Below are 19,027 nucleotides of genomic sequence, written 5' to 3' on the forward strand. Positions count from 1 at the left end.
TTCTCTGAGGTTTAATTTATATAAGTCGATCCAGGTTGGATTACATATTTCTTCTGTATTTACCACCTACTTCAAACAAAGCATTGGTGATTTGTCCAAGAGAACAGTATTTCACGGCATCCATCATCACGGCAAATAAGTTCTGCTGGTTGATGGCGGCATACTGAAGTTTTCTTAGGGCTTCCTGAGATTTATCTTCATTCGATTTCTGGAAATTATGAAGCGTTTCGATCTGAACCTGCTTTTCCTCTTCAGTAGAACGGATAACTTCTCCCGGACGAACCGTTGGTGAACCATCTTTTCCAAGGAAAGTATTTACCCCGATGATCGGATATTCTCCCGTATGTTTCAGCCATTCGTAATGCATCGATTCTTCCTGGATCTTAGAACGCTGGTACATGGTTTCCATAGCGCCAAGAACACCGCCTCTTTCGGTAATTCTGTCGAATTCTGTATACACTGCTTCCTCTACAAGATCCGTTAATTCTTCAATAATGAATGAACCCTGTAATGGATTTTCGTTTTTAGCTAAACCTAATTCTTTATTGATAATCAGCTGAATAGCCATTGCTCTTCTTACAGATTGTTCAGTTGGCGTTGTAATCGCCTCGTCATACGCGTTGGTGTGAAGAGAGTTACAGTTATCATAAATAGCATAAAGCGCCTGTAGCGTTGTTCTGATATCGTTGAAATCAATTTCCTGTGCGTGAAGAGAACGTCCTGAAGTCTGGATGTGGTATTTCAGCATCTGGCTTCTTTCGTCTGCTCCGTACTTTATTTTCATGGCTTTAGCCCAGATTCTTCTGGCTACACGCCCGATAACTGAATACTCAGGGTCGATACCGTTGGAGAAGAAGAAAGATAAGTTCGGCGCAAAATCATTGATGTCCATTCCACGGCTTAAGTAGTATTCCACATACGTGAAACCATTAGCCAGTGTAAATGCCAGCTGAGAAACAGGATTCGCTCCCGCTTCAGCGATGTGATATCCTGAAATGGAAACGGAATAGAAGTTTCTTACTTTTTCAGTAATGAAGAACTCCTGCACGTCACCCATTAATCTTAGTGCAAATTCAGTAGAGAAAATACAGGTATTCTGAGCCTGATCTTCTTTTAAAATATCGGCCTGAACCGTACCACGAACCGTTGCAATGGTTTTAGCCTTGATTTCAGCATAAGCCTCAGCCGGGATTACTTCATCTCCTGTAATTCCCAATAGTTTTAAACCTAAACCGTTATTGGAAGGAGGAAGTTCACCGTTATATTTTGGTCTTTCTAAGCCTCTGTCATCAAATTTTGCTTTTAAAACAGCTTCAACTTTAGCTTCAAGCTTGTGTTCAGCGATATATTTTTCAACATTCTGATCAATCGCAGCATTCATAAAGAAAGCCAGCAACATCGGAGCAGGACCGTTGATGGTCATGGAAACTGAAGTCATCGCATTAACCAGATCAAATCCTGAATACAGTTTTTTAGCATCATCAAGCGTTGCAATAGAAACGCCCGCATTTCCAATCTTACCGTAAATATCCGGTGGTAAAGCCGGATCCTGACCATATAATGTTACAGAGTCAAATGCTGTTGACAAACGTTTTGCATCCATTTCTGCAGAAACATAATGGAATCTTCTGTTGGTTCTTTCCGGACCTCCTTCTCCTGCAAACATCCTTGTCGGATCTTCACCGGTTCTTTTGAATGGATAAATTCCGGCGGTGTACGGGAATCCTCCAGGAAGGTTTTCCTGACCTTTCCACTTGATCAGGTCACCCCAATCTGTATATTTCGGTAATGAAATTTTTGGAATTCTTAAGTGGGATAAAGATTCGGTAGAGGTTTCCACCTTGATTTCTTTTCCACGTACAAAATAAGAATAGAACTCTTCGTGGAAGGCTTTTTTCGTGTCATCCCAAGTTCTCAGGAAGTCGATGTTTTCCTGTTGAAGGTCTTTTTCTGCTTTTTGATATTCAGCGTCTAATGTTTCATTGGATAAGAAACTTTTTACGCCTTCGATATGATACATTTTTCTGGCAAGCTCAGCCTGCTTTTCAACGTTGGCATCATAAATTCTGTTGTTTTCAACAATTTCAGACAGATAACGTACTCTTTTTGGAGGAATGATGGTTACTTCATCCGTGATTTCCTGCTCAACAAAGCCCTGTAAGTTTAATCCTGAAAACTTATCATTTACTTTTTCAACAAGTCTGTTGTAAAGTTCAGTGGTTCCGTGATCATTAAACTGTGATGCTTTTGTTGCATAAACCGGCATGTCGTCCAACGGACTTTCCCATAATAAATGGTTTCTCTGAAACTGCTTTCTTACAGCCTGAAGTGCATCAAGAGCACCACGTTTATCAGATTTATTCAATGCTACAAGATCTGCATAATCCAGCATGTCGATCTTTTCAAGCTGTGTAGAAGCACCATATTCAGGGGTCATCACATACATGGAAACATCAGCAAAATCTGAAACTTCAGAACCGGACTGCCCGATACCGGATGTTTCAAGAATAATAACGTCAGGAGCGGCCAGCTTCAATACATTCAAAGCAGAATGGATAAAAGGCGAAACGGAAACGTTATTTTCTCTTGTTGCCATAGAACGCATATAAACTCTTGGATCATTGATCGCGTTCATACGGATTCTGTCTCCTAAAAGGGCACCTCCCGTTTTCTTTTTGGAAGGGTCGATAGAAATGATGGCAATTTTTTTATCAGGATTGGAACGGATAAAACGTCTTACCAATTCGTCGGTAAGAGAAGATTTTCCGGCTCCACCTGTACCTGTGATCCCGATAATCGGAATATTTAAGTCTTTTGATTTTTCGTCGATAGCTTTTACCAGTTCAGGTTTTTCGTCTGAAAAGTTTTCTACAGCTGAAATAATTTTAGCAATGCTTGTGGAATTTTCAAAATCAATTAAATCCAAATCAGCGGCTGTGATATCTTTTCCAGTGGCAAAATCCGATCTTTTAACCAGATCATCGATCATTCCCTGTAAGCCAAGTTCACGGCCATCATCCGGAGAATAAATTCTGTCGATTCCATAAGACATGATATCTTCAATTTCCTCAGGCAGAATTACACCGCCACCGCCACCAAAGATCTTGATCTGTGGGGAATTTTTCTCTCTTAAAAGGTCGTAGATATATTTAAAATATTCGTTGTGACCTCCCTGATATGAGGTTAGGGCAATAGCGTTGGCATCTTCCTGGATCGCTGTGTTTACAACTTCCTCTGCTGATTTGTCGTGGCCAAGGTGGATCACTTCACATCCTGTTCCCTGGATCACGCGTCGCATGATATTGATCGCAGCATCGTGTCCGTCAAATAATGACGCCGCGGTTACGATTCTCACTTTGTTGGTTGGAGTATATTTTTGGGTTTCCATATAAAAACTAGAAAATTTCTGAATTTTCAAATATAATAATAAAATAAGAACCTTTTGGTTTTGTTTAATGATTTGATTTCAAGAGGGTTGATTGTAGATAATAGATTGGTTTTTTACCTGCTTATCAATCATTCGTTTAAAAATGATCAGTAAAATCTCTATTTTTGCATCATTATCTATTAAGTATGAAAAAGGCTTTGATGTATTTTGCGTTGGGAACGGCAGTGAGTTTCCTGATCAATTATTTCTTTATAAGTTCAGAAAATGTAGGGTTGGACCTTTACTATGCCATCGCTTTTGGATTGGCGTGGGGGCTGGCTTATTATCTTGATACCCCGAATTTTTCCCTGCCTGGAAAGCTGGGACTGTCATTTGCTGCCATGGGAGTACTTGTTCTGATAGGCACGCTGATTTTTAATGTTCAACTTGCGGTTCCGTCCATTCTGAAATTTTCTACAGTTTTTGTAGCATATTATTTAATTGCAAGTTTCAGGGCAAACAAATCGCTGCGCCGCTAGTGCATGAGCAAAAAGCTGATGATTCCCAGTCCCATCAATAAGAAGGTAAACAGTATAGTGTTGATCGCAAATAATACAGCGCCTACTATAATGGTAAGAACAGGATGCGTTCTGTAAGTTCTGTAGTGGGCGATAAAAAAGTAACATCCTGCATAAATAATAGCAGCTGAGATAAAAAGTCCGTTCATTGCCATAGCAAAACTACTTTCATCAAAATAGTTCAATACTTTCTGAGTGACAAAAAGCAACAGGGTAAGAAGGAGTAAAAAGGAAAAGTAGTGGAGTGTAAAAACACCGTGGTCAAAATACCACCATTTTCTTTTGCTGTGAAAGATCCATAGCAGAAAAGCAAACAAAGGAAGATAAAGGAAAAGAGCTTTGGGTAAATTGTGAATCGAACTTTTTATAAACAGATTCGTGATCTCTCTTGGAGAAAGACCTTTTTCCTCCATTTCAAAAATCTTGGCGATAAACGGGCGGAAGGTTTCATATTTATGGCCGTTCTTTTCTTCCCGTCTGTCAAAATCTTCCATAGACTGTAGTCCTATAGATTTTGTAATACTTTTACTTTGAAGTATATTTCCTACATCAATGTCGTTTTTAGGATTCTTAGAGAGGTTAGTGGTGTCTAACGCCTTTGTTAAAGCTCCGCCTGTAAGAGAGTCTGCTTGAGCCACTTCCGGAGATTCTTTAAGGATTTTTTGAACGGATTCATTTGCTATCACTTTCTTTTGAATTTCTTCTTTGGTGATTTTCTCTTTTTCCGCACCTTGTTTTCCAAAATCCATATTCGCCACCTGAAACGAAATAAACAGGAATGTGACAAAACTTATAAAGATATAAAGTTTTACAGGAGGAACAAATTGTGCTCTTTTGCCTTCCAGATAAATTTTGGTAAGTTTTCCCGGGTTGAAAAGCAGGTTTTTCATGGTTCCCCAAAACTGCCCGTCATAATGGGTAAAGTCCTCAAAAAAGTGGGTGAACAGATAATAAAAGGGGTGGCGGCTTTCGATATTCTCCTGTCCGCAGTGGGGACAGAATCTTTCTTCCACCTGATGCCCGCAGTTCAGGCATGTTTTATCTTCTCTGATTTTTCCGTGGCTCATCGTTTTTAAGGATTTATGGCAAATATAATTATTTCATCAATGGATTATTGAAAAACTTATAGGGATACATCTGAAAATATTAATAATGTGATATTGAGTGATGAGTGATGAGTGATGAGTGATGAGTTACAAGTTATGAGTTTCGAGATAGGAGATTCGGGTTACGAGTTCTGTACGTACGTCCCTGAAATAAGTTGACCAAAAAAAGATCAATTTATTATAAAAATTAACATCAGACTTATTAAAAAGAACAGGGTTTATTCTGAAGATTTTAAGCGTGAAATTGTTTCTCTCTTTGAAAAAGGCCGCTACAGTGTGTACTTCCCTGAAATAAGTTGAAAGCATATGGATATAAGATAGTTGCTGGTTCAGACCACAAAAATGCATTTCCGAAACCCGTATCTCGTACCCCTAATCCCAAACCTCGTACTCCGCAACCGGAATCCCGAAACAATATAAAGTGAAATCTAAAACAAACATTTTATCCCAAACTCAGTTTGCTTGAAGCTATGATCATAAAAAGAAAAAGCAGGCTCAAAGTTATTATTGAGTACTTATTTTCATGAAATTGATTTAAAATTTTAATTAAAAAAGAGTAAAAAAGTAATAAATTTTATACCTCATTTTTGCTTCCGTTTTGAATAATTCCACTTTTCTGATGGCAAATTTTCCAATCTCTTTAAAGATAGCAAAAATCTTATTCCGGGTTCCGGAATTGGGGTGCTTAGATCGGGATATTGATAGGTGTCAATTTCCGTAATAATGCCTGCTGAAAAGAATTAAGATGCCTGTTTGGGTGTTAATTTAAGGCCATGAAAAAATGTCAGGAGACTTAAAAAGCGCTTAGAAAAAATTAACCATAAACTCGATTTTAAATTTAATTTATTTTGTTTATTATTTTTATGAGTTCAATTAAACCGTTGTTTAAACGAGTTTAACATAATAAAATTTTTCTCCAAGTGTGGAATAAAATTTTTACTTTTGGAAAAATCATTTTTAAGGATTTAATTAATAAAACTAATTTTAAATATAAATATCATGAAAAACAAACTAGACAAATTCGAAAAGTTCAACAAAAAGGCAGGTCTTAACAAAGAGATTTTAACTCATGTAAAAGGAGGTTCTGCAGGTCCAGGTCCAGGTTATATTTTTACAGTGAGCGGAGAGTGTAATTCATCAGGAAAAAGCTGCTGGAAAATTTTAAAAGACTTAATAGGTTTATAAACTTTTAATACAAAATCTAAATATCATGAAAAACAAACTAGACAAATTCGAAAAATTCAACAAAAAAGCAGGTCTTAACAAAGAGATTCTAACTCACGTGAAAGGAGGTGCTGCAGGATCAGGTTATATTAATACAGTAAGCGGTGAGTGTAATTCATCAGGAAGAAGCTGCTGGAAAGCTTTAAAAGATTCAGGCTATATTAATACAGTAAGCGGTGAGTGTAATTCATCAGGAAGAAGCTGCTGGAAAGCTTTAAAAGATCTTTTAGGATTCTAAACTTTTATTCATACAAAATCAAATTATCATGAAAATTAATCAAAACAAATTCGAAAAATTCAATAAGAAAGCAGGTCTTAACAAAGAGATTCTAACTCACGTGAAAGGAGGTGCTGCAGGTTCAGGCTATATTAATACAGTAAGCGGTGAGTGTAATTCATCAGGAAGAAGCTGCTGGAAAGCTTTAAAAGATCTTTTAGGATTCTAAACTTTTATTCATACAAAATCAAATTATCAATTAAAGGACTTACTAGGATTCTAGTATTTTTTTAATGCAAAAACATCATGCAAAGTAAAAAATAAACCCGAAAAATTCAGTAAAAAACCACGCTTAACAAAGGGCTTTTAAACCTGGACCGGATTACAGAAAAACGATCAAAGGGGATTGTGATGGTTCAGGAAGAAGTTGTTGGTAAGAGGTAGAAGATATACTTGAATCACTCGCGGTTAGGTTTTAATATAAAATTTGCATGAAGGCCAGACAAAATAAAATAACGCTATTTTGGAAAATGTGAAAGGAGGAAAGCCGGGACAGGAGCAGCATCAATCTGTAAGTGGTAACTATGCTGTTTTAGAAAAAAGCTGCCGGACCGTTTTATTCAGTAACATTTTACCTTTTTAGATTATAAATTTTAATAATACAATGCATTCTGTATATTTCCAATATATAGAATGCTATTTTTTTAGTTATGTTTGATACCCTATTTTTAGATAAACAGCGAGAGTCTCTTTTTGACGAAGAATTTGATAAAACTCTTTTTTTAAATATTTTTACCGACTGGATTTCTTTTGCGAAAAAAGAAATTAAACTGGTTCCGGGAATATTTGAGCAGGAAGCCGTTCAGATATCATTAAATGAATTGCAGGATACTCTTATCTCCCTGTCTGAAAGAGTTCTTTTCATAGAATACAATGTGTTTTTAGAAGAAAATGAAGCTTCATCCATAGATGAGTATGCTCAGATGCTTTTAAACAGTGAGTACAGAAAATATCTGTATGACGAATATCCCCATCTTTTCAAACTGGCCCATGAAACCATTGTTTTATTTATTCATAATATCAATGAGATCGTAAGTCATTTTTTGCTGGATCAGGATCAATTGGTATCGGTCCTGAACATCAGAATATCTCCCATACATTTTATCCGACTGGGATTAGGAGATAAGCATAACGGCAATAAAACGGTCGCTTTAATCAGGCTGAGTGATTGCAATTTAATCTATAAACCCAGAAAGTTACAGATTGAGGGTTACCTGTCAAACTTTATTGAATTCTATAACAAAGAATGCGGCACCCATATCTATATTCCCAAAATGGTCTTAGGAAAAGACTATGGATGGGTGGAGTTTATTGAAAATACTGAAAATCAATTCAGCAGCAAGCCCTATAAAGATATTGGTCATGTTTTAGCCATTCTTTATATGATCAACGGGACAGACTTTCACTACGAAAACATCATTTTTTCTCACGGAAGAGTGGCGCTCATAGATTGTGAAACTATTTTTACGCCCACCAGAAACAAAACGCACGACATACATTCTGTTTTATCCATCGGTTTATTACCCAACAGAGTAGATCTTGGCGGTGAGGAAATCAATATGGGAGGAATCAATCTGGTAAGGAATATGGATATCCAGACTTCTTCCATAACAAGACAGGATATATCCATAGTAGATGGCAGTATCACAAGTGTAGATACAAATATCACTTTTGGAAAAGACATAAAAACAGCAAATGACGAAGCAGATTATAATTTAAAAAATTATTTGGATGATATTCTATCCGGTTTCGAGCATTCCTACAAATTCTTCATGGAAAAAAAGCCTCAGATTATTGACTTCTTGGGCAGTTTACCGGAAGATATACCTGTAAGATACCTGGTAAGACATACTATGGTTTATTCTCATATTTTATATGAATCCCTTAACCCTGAGTTGCTTACCAATGAAGAAGAAAGAAAAGTATTTTTAGAACAGCTGAATCTTTCTTTTGAGCATCATCCCCATCACAGAATCACTTTTTCATCAGAAATCAATGCACTGATGAATAATGATATTCCCTATTTCTATTGCGGTTTCAAATCAGATGGAGTAGAGGATAATTCTTCTCTTCTTAAGAAAGGCTACTTTGATCAAAGCCCTATGGAAGCTTCTCTGGCTAAAATAAACAACAGCTCTGCTGCCGATTTGAATAAGCAGCTGCTGCTGATAAAATACAGTTTTGCTCAAAATACCACCCGGGATTATTCCAATGTTTTTACAGACCGCTATGTACAGGACAACATGCAGTCGTATTACAGCTTTTTTCAATCGCTGGTAGGAAATGATTCCTCTTATTTTAGTTTAAAAAAATCTTTTGATAAGTCTCATGAATATCTGTTAGAGCTTAGCGGTCCGGACTTTTTTAATGGAGGATTCGGAGATCTGCTGTGCCTGGCTGAAGCCAACAAAATTTACGGCAATACTGATATTACCAGGCTCATAGACGTTTTGTATGAGAAAAATAGCGAAACTATGTATACCGGTAATTATCCTTTAGGAATGTCGGGTATTGGAGGTATGCTGTATTCCCTTATCAGATTATACAGCATTAATAAAGAAGAAAAATATGCGGGGCAGATCAGGAAATATATACAGTATCTTGATCTTAACCATTTGATTATAAGTTCTGCGAATAACGGAGTAACGAACGGTAGGGCAGGATTGCTCATCGCGCTCCTTGAAATCTATAAAAAAGGAATAGAAACCCAGCTGGTAAAACCATTGATACAGTCACTTTACCATCATTTGAACACTTCAAAGGTGATCTGCGATGAAGGTATATACTGGAAATCAGAATTTCAGCGTTCCCCACTGTGCGGAATGGCCCACGGATCCTCAGGAATTATTTTATCCCTGCTAAGGTATTATCTCATTTTTGAGAATAGCGAAGCATGCAGAGATCTGATAAAAAATGCCGTTCTGTACGAAAACACTTATTATAACAGCCATCATAACAACTGGAAAGACAACAGAGATTTTGTAGCCGATGAAGAAAATGCCTTCCTTACCTTTGGATGGTCACACGGAAGCCCCGGTATCGGCCTTACGAGGTTATCATTGATACAATCCGGTATTTTTGAAGGAGATTCTTTCCATGATGTGGTGTATAAAGACCTGATCAATTGTGTGAAGTCAACATTAAACTTTGGTCTTACCGGAATGGACAACGTCATTTTTGGAAATTATGGCAATGCAGAACTATTATTCAGATTTGCAAGACATGTTAAAAACAATGAAATTCTTTACGGGATTGAAAACAACTTAAACAGTATAGATCAGCTATACTTAATTGAAAATAACAAAGGCTTATTATCTCCCGGTCTTTTTAACGGCGTTTCAGGATGTGCATATCAGTTACTATACTTCAATCAAAATATTAAAAATTCAATTTTGACCTTTGAATGTAATGAATGAACAGGGATTTAATGGTATAGGCTATTATTGGTAAAATACAAAAATCATCGCGGTGATTTTTTTTAAACAATTCAAATATTTTGAAAGACTTTCCTACGTATAAACAGCTTGATGAAAAAGACTGCGGACCAAGTTGTCTGAAAATAATAAGTAAATATTATAAAAGAAATATCCCTATTCAAATGATTAGGGATTTATCTGAAACCAACCGCGAGGGCAGTAGTTTACTGGGAATAAGTAATGCTGCTGAAAGTCTTGGGTTTAGAACTTTAGGCGTACTGGTAGATTTCAATGCTTTGAAAGAAGCTCCCTTCCCATGCATTATTCATTGGAATAATCAGCATTTTGTGGTTGTGTATAAAATAGACAAGAATGAACTGGTCTATTTGTCAGATCCGGCCTATGGGCTCATTACCTATCCCAAGAAAGAATTCATCAAATTCTGGATTGGAGAAGGCTCCGATGAAAATACAGAAGGCATTGTTCTCATGCTTGATCCCACACCGGCGTTCTTTGAAGATCCTTCTGAAAAAGACGATAAAGTCCTGAATTTTTCATTCCTGTCAAAATATTTTCTAAGGTACAAATCACTCCTTTTTCAGATTTTCGTAGGTCTGGTCGTCAGCAGTATACTTTCGCTGATGCTGCCTTTCCTCACGCAAAGTATTGTAGATATCGGAATACAGAATCAGGACCTTAATTTCGTTTACCTGATCCTTATTGCGCAGATTATGCTCTTTATAGGAAAAACCGGTATAGAAATTATCAGAAGCTGGATTCTTCTGCATTTATCTACCAGAGTCAATATTTCTATCATTTCAGATTTCTTCATTAAACTGATGAAACTGCCCATCAATTATTTTGATACCAGAATGACCGGAGACTTGATGCAGCGTATCAATGATCACCACAGGATTGAACAGCTATTAACGAGCTCCTCTATCAATACTGTGTTCTCTTTAATCAATATTGTTGTTTTCAGCGCCGTTTTATTTTATTACGATTATAGATTATTCTTGGTCTATTTGGGCGGCTCTGCTCTGTATGCCCTGTGGATTGTTGTTTTCCTGAAAAAAAGAAAAGAATTAGACCATAAAAAGTTTTCCCAGATTTCCGATGAACAGAGCAAAGTGATTGAACTGATCAATGGAATGCAGGAAATTAAGATGTTCAATGCAGAAAGAAAAAAAAGATGGGGCTGGGAAGCCATACAGATCAAACTTTTTGATATCCGGATCAAATCCCTGTCACTGGAACAGTGGCAGTCTGTAGGAGGAAATTTCATCAATCAGCTCAAAGATATCACCATTACCTTCTTATCTGCAAAACTGGTTTTAAGTGGTAATTTAACCTTAGGGATGATGCTTTCCGTGCAGTATATAGTGGGACAGCTCAGCAGCCCGCTCGTTCAGCTCATTGATTTTGTGAAACAGGCTCAGGATGCTAAAATCTCCATTGAACGTCTCGGAGAAATCCATAATAAAGACAATGAAGAAAACGCAGATGAATTATATTCTTCGGAAGTCCCTGAAAAAGATATTGAGATCAGGAACGTATCTTTCCGGTATATCGGGTCCGCGAATTTAGTTCTTAAGGATTTAAATTTAACGATTCCATATCAGAAAACTACGGCTATTGTAGGAGCCAGCGGAAGCGGGAAAACCACATTGCTGAAATTGTTATTGAAATTCTATGAGCCTAATGAAGGAGAAATAAAAATTGGAAATACTCCGATGAAAAATATTTCACCAAGATTCTGGAGAGATCAGTGTGGCGTTGTCATGCAGGAAGGATATGTTTTCAACGATACTATTGCCAATAACATTGCGGTAGGAGAAGATTATATAGATAAAGCCAAAATGAGACAGGCGGTAGATGTGGCCAATATAAAAGGGTTTATAGAAGAACTTCCTTTAAGCTACAATACCAAAGTAGGAAATGAAGGAATTGGCGTTAGCGGCGGGCAGAAGCAAAGACTTTTCATCGCACGGGCCGTCTACAAATCTCCCGAATACATTTTCTTTGACGAAGCTACGTCTGCTTTGGATGCCAATAATGAGAAAGTCATTATGGAAAATCTTGAAAAGTTTTTCAAGGGGAAGACAGCTGTTGTTATCGCTCACAGACTGTCTACCGTAAAAAGGGCTGATAAAATCATTGTTCTGGATAAAGGGATGGTGGTGGAAGAAGGAAGCCACGCGGAATTGGTAGCCAGAAAAGGAGAATATTACAGACTTGTGAAAAATCAGCTGGAACTTGGTTCTTAAACGAAGGTTTTAGGTTGATTAGCCGCTTGTTTTTATAAAGCCTTTGATTTACAATACTATAAATATAATGCACACATGAATACACCCAAAGCAAGAATCCTTAATTTAATATATTGGATCATCATTCTCAGTGTTTCCGCATCCATGATGGTGTATGGGTTAGGGAAGCCACTGCAGTTTTCAGGCTATAAAACTGCGGACTTAAATCATATGTCCGGGCATGATGTCATGTGGACTTTTTATGGATATTCAATGGCGCTTCCCATCATTATCGGCGTTTTTGAAGTGGTTGGTGCTGTTTTGATTTTATTTAACAGGACAAGAATTTTGGGATGCTTTTTATTATCAACCATTCTGATCAATATTATACTTCAGGATTACATTTATGAAATATCCGCATTAGGCTCTGCCGTTTATTATCAGTTTCTAATTCTTATTATCCTGTGGTTCGATTCTGCCAGACTGAAAAAAATTATTAACGAACTGTTTAAAAGTGACAAAAAAGAATTTTCCTGGATCATACTTGCCATTGCCCTTGTTTTTGTCTTTTTATTAAAGTTTTTGGAAACCAAAATTTTTTGATGATCTAAGAAAGATATTAGAAAGGAAACATCAGTGCCCTGCTGTCTTAATTTTTTTAAAATTTAACTGGTTCGTTAAATTTTACGTGAATTTTAAGAATGAGATTAATAAAAGAAAGAGCCGAGGGACAAAACTCTTTACTTTATCAGGTGTGTTTTTAGAATCTTCGAAATATTTTTTTTTCAACGGTCATTCATTTTACAAGTTCTGTGCCAAAGAGAAAACAGCTGTTAAAATCTGAGTAAGCTTGGGATAGGACATTTGTTTTAGAATTCATCTATAGTGTTTCGGGTTTCGGGTAATGGGATGCGGGTTTCGTGGTTTAAGCCAGGGACTTTCTTTTCTCCACATGGCTTTCAACCCCAAAATTTCTTACTGCGAAGCCTGTACCTCGAAACCCGTACCCAAACTCACCTTGAAATTCATAAATCAACGTGAAAATCCTGCGGTGATATAGATTAAATAAAATATGTTTTCGGGTTACGAAAATTATTTGTACCTTTGCACACCCTTTTAGGGGAAAATTATGTTTAATCTTTAACTAAAACGTGTGAATACATTAAGTTACAAAACTGTTTCAGCGAACAAAGCTACTGCTAATAAAGAATGGGTTGTGGTAGACGCTGAAGGACAGCCGTTAGGAAGACTAGCTTCTACGGTTGCAAAGATTTTGAGAGGTAAGCACAAAACGAACTTTACACCTCACGTAGATTGTGGTGATAACGTTATCGTTTTGAATGCTGGGAAAATTACGCTTTCCGGAAATAAGTGGGCTGATAAGACTTACATCTGGCATACAGGTTACCCTGGTGGACAGAAGTCTATGACTGCGGCTGAACTTCAGAAGAAAGATTCTTTAAAAGTATTGGAGAAGTCTGTAAAAGGTATGTTACCTAAAAACAGATTAGGATCTGCTTTATTGAAGAACCTTTATCTATATGAAGGAACTGAGCACAAACATGAAGCTCAACAGCCTAAAACAATTAATGTTAACGAATTTAAATAATTAATTATGTCTATAGTTCACAAAATCGGAAGAAGAAAAACTTCTGTAGCTAGAGTTTATGTAAAGCCAGGTTCTGGTGTGATTACAGTAAACGGTAAAGATGCTGCAACTTATTTCTCTACAGACGTGATGGTTTATAAATTAAACCAACCGTTCATCCTTTCTGAGACTGTTGGTCAGTATGACGTTACCGTAAATGTTTTCGGTGGTGGTAATACAGGTCAGGCAGAGGCTATCAGATTAGGTATTTCAAGAGCTTTATGCGAGATCAACGCTGAGTTCAGATTAGCATTGAAGCCTGCTGGTTTACTTACAAGAGACGCAAGAATGGTGGAAAGAAAGAAGCCAGGTCAGAAAAAAGCAAGAAAGAGATTCCAATTCTCAAAACGTTAAGATTTCTTGTGGGCGAATGGCTTATGGCTGTTGGCTACAGAAATGTATTAAATTTTTTTTAAACTTAATCTCGGCGCAAAGCCAATTGCCACAAGCAAACAGCAAACCGCCAATTGCCCGTTACGTTTAGCATCCAAACACTTCTCCCATCTAAAGAAGTTGTTGATTGTTTAAGAAACGGAAAGTAAACTAACAAAAACAGAAAACATGGCAAAAGCAAATGTAAAAGACCTTTTAGAGGCTGGCGTACACTTCGGTCACATGACCAGAAAGTGGAATCCAAATATGGCTCCATACATTTTTATGGAGAAAAACGGTATTCACATTGTAGACTTACATAAAACAGCAGTTAAATTGGATGAAGCTTGTAGTGCTTTAGAAAAATTAACTTCTGCAGGTAAAAAAGTTCTTTTCGTAGCTACTAAGAAGCAAGCGAAAGAAGTAGTTGCAAAGCATGCTGCTGAACTTAATATGCCTTATATTACAGAAAGATGGCCTGGAGGTATGTTAACGAACTTCGTTACAATCAGAAAGGCGGTAAAGAAAATGAACCATATCGACAAAATGAAAAAAGACGGTACGTTCGAAACTTTATCTAAAAAAGAAAGATTACAGGTAGACAGACAAAGAGCTAACCTTGAGAAAAACTTAGGTTCTATCTCTGACATGGTTCGTCTTCCTTCTGCAATCTTCGTTGTAGATATCATGAGAGAACACATCGCTGTAACTGAAGCTAAGAAATTAGGTATTCCAGTTTTCGGTATTGTTGATACAAACTCTGACCCAAGAAAAGTAGATTTCGTTATCCCAGGAAACGATGATGCTTCTAAGTCTATTGATATGATCTTAAACATTGTTTCTGATTCTATCAAAGAAGGTCAGTCTCAAAGAAAAGCTGATAAAGAAAAATCTAAAGAAGAAGGAGAAAAGGTATCTGCTGAAACAGATGCTGATTTCGATGCTGAATAATTAAAGATTTTCTTTAATATAGGAAAAACGCTGGACCCAGGTCCAGCGTTTTTTATTTGGATATAAAAGGACGGAATATCCTGTCATCTTCGATATTGTAAAAAACATTGCCGTAGTGATCTACTGCAGCTCTTTCATCATAATACACAATACCGTAAAAATCATTTCCTGTGGTTCTGGTTTTAGGATCGTGGCATAAGATCATGTCGGTTTTTTCTGATCCGGTGTTTAAGTATTCCAGCGTATGATCTTTATACAGATGGATATAGCCTGGTTTTTTTTCGTTGAAACGGATGTGTGCATAGTTAAAAGGCCTTACAATCCTGTCTTTATGATCTGTAATCCCGTAATACTTTCCTTTTTTAACCGCAAATAAGCCTGTTTCTCCCATGATTTTAATGTCACTGTAGAAATTACTGAAAAGAACCTGATGCGTCTTTTTATCAGCCAGATTTAAAGAATCACCTTTTATAATCCTGAAATATTTCTCCTTAGTGTTGTTAATAGCATCAAAAGGCAAGGAGTATAGCATCGTACCCTTAAAATTATAAATCTCTGTACGTTCCAGCGGAATATTATAAACGGAAACCTGCCCGGTATCAAATACCCTTGGGTCTTTATATTTCTCAGGAGAAAGTGTCAGGAATATGTCTGAAGTTTTCTTGTTGAGAAAATGAAGGCCTTTCCATATCCGTGGTTCGCGCAGGCTTTCATTATAAGGATGAAAACTGTAGAAGTAGCCAATATACTGTGGATCATTATAATCCAGTCTGTTGATCTCTTTATACCCTGAAAATCTGGCAGCATTTTGTTCTACAAACACAGGATCGTTTAGCTTAAAAGGTGCGAAATAATTGTAAAGATAGTAGTCATATTCATTGTATTTTGTGATTACTTTACCCTCGAAATCAAGGATAATATAAACTAAACGATCATTTTCTGTAGCTTTCTGAATAAGATATTGGTCTTCAAAATTTGTTGCATTCGGGTGGGCCAAATTGATAATTTTAAAGTTCTGATCTGCCATATAAACATTCTCACCTTCATAATAGTTATTAGGCTTGCGATAATCCATAATCATGAATGAAATTTTTTTTGAACTTCCGGGATTATTATAACCTGTGAAATTCCGCAGTATTTTTCTTTTACTGACAATATCTACAAGATCAAACCTCGAAGTTTCAGTTTTTCCTACAGAGTAATACTGATCTTTAATGTGATAGGCAGAACGCCCGGGAGTTGCATAGACCAGTTTTCCGTCTTCACTATAAATATCCACCGTCTTCTCATCCTGCGACTGGCAGATGAAATGCTGCCCTTCAAAAGTTATCCATTTGTATTGGGTGGGAACCACTGTTTTACCGTCTCTGTTGATAATTCCATATCCTGTTTGTGGACCATACTTTATGTAAGGGGTATTTGGGATCTGTGTGAAAATGCTGTTTTTTTTCTGTGGCGTAATGTAGCCATCGCTGTGTTCAGCGCATTCAGGAAGTAGAAATGCTCCCTTATCGTTAACTGGCCTTGTACATCTGGTCATCAGATCATCATCCTGCGTATATTGCAGTATAGCAACGCCGTTATTAAAGTCTGATATAAAGCGGTAAAAAGGAGGAATAATTTCGTTCCCTTTTTCATCAATATATCCCCAGCAGTCGTCTATGGATATCTTCGCTAATGTACGGGTGTTTTTCCCGTCGGTAGGAAGGAAATCGCCAATGACCGTATATCTTTTATCAAAATTATTCTTTAAAAATGTGCTGTTTTTCTGCAGGTAAGAAACAAACAGATCCTTTTGCACTTTGATTTGATCTCTGCTCAATGTGTCAGAACATCTTTTCTGGGCGTATTGTTGGGCGTACACAAGGATAAGCAGAGGAATAATGATCTTTTTCATAAGTCAGTAATACCCCTCTAATATAAGAAAACCCGCTTATACAGCAGGTTTTTATTTTAATTGCGAATTTTTATAGAATAGGATGTTGAAATAAATTTGGTAGTCTGGTAAGAAGCATTGCAGAGCATGCCGGACAGTCTGTAATTCTGGTTTTTAGGAACCATGGTGTAGCCAATTTTACCTGAAGCAATCGGGATTTTTTTAAAGAACCCGTTTCCGCTTACCGTAAGAACCATATTGCACCGTGACTGATTTTCTACAGAAATCGATGTTCTGGGATTGCTGGGAGAATCTGCATTCAAAAGGTCATTTAAAACATCTGCCGTTTCAGGTTTGTAGGTTTTACTAAGCTCAGCGTATTCCCTTTCCGTACTGGCAGTGCTGTTTGCTGAACCGGTAGGATAAGTAGTTCTTGTAGGGTAGCTGCCGTAATTTGCATTACAGCTGATAAGAGTAAGGGAGAGGCCGGAGAACACAAACAGCTTTTTCATACAGTTATTTTTAAGATCTTTTCTTTTTTACAGATTTTTCCGGTTTCATCTTCTTTTGATCTTCTGCTAGGTTTTTAGCGGACTCAGATTTCAGTGTTCCGGGATTTTCAATCACTACAAATATACTTTTTTTTACGTCTTTTGCAGAAGTGTACTTGACATCACAAACGTTGCTGTTTAATGTATAATTGCCTTTATTAAGGACAATGAAGTTCTCATTGTGCGCCGGAACAGCAAGATTGTAGAAATCTTTTCCCTCAATTCTCAGAATGATATTGCAGTCCGAATTGTTTCTGAACAGAAGTACAGCCTCCTTTCTGTTAATGTCTTCATTAAACATTGCAGTAAGAAGTTCTGCCGTTTTTTCTTTGTGCTGGCAGGAGTTTTCTGCAATCAGTCTTTTAAATTCTTCTGCTTCACCGGAACCGGAGTTTCGCATGATCCTGTTGGGGATTTCGGTTATGACAGGTCTTGCTTCCATAGGTTTAGCCTGCGTTGCACCTTTTGTCCATTCGGAGTTCTTAAGAGCAATAAGTTTGGGTTTAAGCACACTCCGTTTGGGATCTTCGGGATGGGCATTTTTCAGGTACTCTTCAATTTCGTGGATATTTGTGCTTTTAAGAATTTCTTTGTTTTTTTTCTGCGCAGAAGCAGAACCCGAAATCAGGAAAATGAGGAGGATCGTTAAAGTTTTTTTCATCAGTTTGTGTTATTACTTCATCAGCTTATACGGAATTTTATATACGTTATCGTCTTTCCTTTTGCTGAAAAAAGCTCTTCATAATATGTTTTTATATCTCTTAAGTGTTCTGTACCCGGATCATATTCAGGAGCCCCATAGATATCGTGGTGCGCACTGATGATTTCATGGCCTGCACCTTGTAAATACCCTAAAGTATAACCATGCAGAAACTCTGAATCCGTTTTTAGATGAACGATTCCACCCGGTTTCAGGAATCTTTTGTACCTTTCTAAAAAGTCAGGATGGGTCAGCCTGTGCTTGGTACGTCTGTATTTGATCTGTGGATCAGGGAATGTAATCCAGATTTCGTCCACTTCATTTTCAGCAAAAAAATGATCTACCAGCTCGATCTGTGTTCTCAGGAAAGCCACATTATTCATGTCGTTTTCCACTGCTTCTTTAGCTCCGAACCAGAATCTTGCCCCTTTGATATCGATCCCGATGAAGTTTTTTTCAGGAAATGTTTTCGCAAGTCCTACAGAATATTCTCCTTTTCCGCAGCCCAGTTCCAATACGATTGGATTGTCGTTCTTGAAGAATTCCTTTCTCCACGTTCCTTTAAGGGGAGAACCTTTTAGCGCATCTTCTCTGGTTGGTTGAATTACGTTCGGTAAAATCTTGTTTTCTGCGAATCTTGCTAGTTTATTTTTGCCCATCGAGTCATTTATAAAATCCCGCAAAAATAGCAAATTTTACATAGATTATCGTGCCT

General features: G+C 37.2%; 16 protein-coding genes. 10 read left to right on the plus strand and 6 right to left on the minus strand.

What is annotated here, in order from left to right; genetic code table 11:
* Positions 1–40: 40 nt before the first annotated feature.
* A complete protein-coding gene (locus IW22_RS00090; RefSeq protein ID WP_034723173.1) occupies positions 41–3,388 on the minus strand; it encodes a methylmalonyl-CoA mutase family protein in 3,348 nt (1,115 codons plus the stop codon).
* Positions 3,389–3,573: 185 nt separating this feature from the next.
* Between IW22_RS00090 and IW22_RS00095 the strand changes: the two genes are divergently transcribed.
* Positions 3,574–3,906 carry a hypothetical protein gene (locus IW22_RS00095; RefSeq protein ID WP_034723174.1) on the plus strand — a complete coding sequence of 111 codons (333 nt, stop codon included), beginning with the start codon at positions 3,574–3,576 and terminating at the stop codon, positions 3,904–3,906.
* Here IW22_RS00095 and IW22_RS00100 read toward each other — a convergent pair.
* A complete protein-coding gene (locus IW22_RS00100; protein ID WP_034723175.1) occupies positions 3,903–5,012 on the minus strand; it encodes a DUF3667 domain-containing protein in 1,110 nt (369 codons plus the stop codon). The two genes, IW22_RS00095 and IW22_RS00100, sit on opposite strands and share 4 nt — an antisense overlap.
* Before the next feature lie 1,038 nt (positions 5,013–6,050).
* Here IW22_RS00100 and IW22_RS00105 point away from each other — a divergent pair.
* The 9 genes from IW22_RS00105 (at position 6,051) to rpsB (ending at position 15,185) form a co-directional block, all read left to right on the plus strand.
* The gene (locus IW22_RS00105; protein ID WP_034723176.1) at positions 6,051–6,236 is read left to right on the plus strand and encodes a hypothetical protein; all 186 of its coding nucleotides are present in this window, start codon (positions 6,051–6,053) and stop codon (positions 6,234–6,236) included.
* A 25-nt stretch (positions 6,237–6,261) separates the two neighbouring features.
* Positions 6,262–6,513, plus strand: a complete 252-nt coding sequence (locus tag IW22_RS00110; protein WP_034723178.1) for a hypothetical protein — start codon at positions 6,262–6,264, stop codon at positions 6,511–6,513.
* A gap of 28 nt (positions 6,514–6,541) precedes the next feature.
* On the plus strand, positions 6,542–6,721 hold the full coding sequence (locus tag IW22_RS00115; RefSeq protein WP_034723180.1) for a hypothetical protein: 180 nt from the start codon (positions 6,542–6,544) through the stop codon (positions 6,719–6,721).
* A 481-nt stretch (positions 6,722–7,202) separates the two neighbouring features.
* A complete protein-coding gene (lanM, locus tag IW22_RS00120; RefSeq protein ID WP_034723182.1) occupies positions 7,203–9,968 on the plus strand; it encodes a type 2 lanthipeptide synthetase LanM in 2,766 nt (921 codons plus the stop codon).
* Between the two features lie 80 nt (positions 9,969–10,048).
* Entirely contained in the window at positions 10,049–12,235 is a 2,187-nt protein-coding gene (locus tag IW22_RS00125; RefSeq protein ID WP_034723184.1) for a peptidase domain-containing ABC transporter, read from the plus strand.
* Positions 12,236–12,310: 75 nt separating this feature from the next.
* Positions 12,311–12,817, plus strand: coding sequence for a hypothetical protein (locus IW22_RS00130; protein WP_034723187.1), 507 nt, complete (start codon positions 12,311–12,313; stop codon positions 12,815–12,817).
* A gap of 550 nt (positions 12,818–13,367) precedes the next feature.
* The gene (gene rplM, locus IW22_RS00135; RefSeq protein WP_034706094.1) at positions 13,368–13,823 is read left to right on the plus strand and encodes a 50S ribosomal protein L13; all 456 of its coding nucleotides are present in this window, start codon (positions 13,368–13,370) and stop codon (positions 13,821–13,823) included.
* Positions 13,824–13,829: 6 nt separating this feature from the next.
* Positions 13,830–14,216, plus strand: a complete 387-nt coding sequence (gene rpsI, locus IW22_RS00140; protein WP_034706090.1) for a 30S ribosomal protein S9 — start codon at positions 13,830–13,832, stop codon at positions 14,214–14,216.
* A 207-nt stretch (positions 14,217–14,423) separates the two neighbouring features.
* Positions 14,424–15,185, plus strand: coding sequence for a 30S ribosomal protein S2 (rpsB, locus tag IW22_RS00145; protein WP_034723189.1), 762 nt, complete (start codon positions 14,424–14,426; stop codon positions 15,183–15,185).
* Between the two features lie 52 nt (positions 15,186–15,237).
* Here the strand turns inward: rpsB and IW22_RS00150 are convergent, their stop codons facing one another.
* The 4 genes from IW22_RS00150 to trmB are packed head-to-tail and all read right to left on the minus strand — an operon-like array spanning position 15,238 to position 18,971.
* Positions 15,238–17,082, minus strand: a complete 1,845-nt coding sequence (locus IW22_RS00150; protein WP_034723191.1) for a WG repeat-containing protein — start codon at positions 17,080–17,082, stop codon at positions 15,238–15,240.
* A gap of 56 nt (positions 17,083–17,138) precedes the next feature.
* Positions 17,139–17,573, minus strand: a complete 435-nt coding sequence (locus tag IW22_RS00155; RefSeq protein WP_034723193.1) for a DUF6759 domain-containing protein — start codon at positions 17,571–17,573, stop codon at positions 17,139–17,141.
* Between the two features lie 10 nt (positions 17,574–17,583).
* The gene (locus IW22_RS00160) at positions 17,584–18,273 is read right to left on the minus strand and encodes a DUF6759 domain-containing protein (protein WP_185113569.1); all 690 of its coding nucleotides are present in this window, start codon (positions 18,271–18,273) and stop codon (positions 17,584–17,586) included.
* 20 nt (positions 18,274–18,293) lie between these two features.
* Positions 18,294–18,971, minus strand: coding sequence for a tRNA (guanosine(46)-N7)-methyltransferase TrmB (gene trmB / locus IW22_RS00165; RefSeq protein WP_034723195.1), 678 nt, complete (start codon positions 18,969–18,971; stop codon positions 18,294–18,296).
* Between the last annotated feature and the right edge of the window lie 56 nt (positions 18,972–19,027).

The organism is Chryseobacterium sp. JM1, from assembly GCF_000737715.1.
Classification (GTDB): domain Bacteria; phylum Bacteroidota; class Bacteroidia; order Flavobacteriales; family Weeksellaceae; genus Chryseobacterium.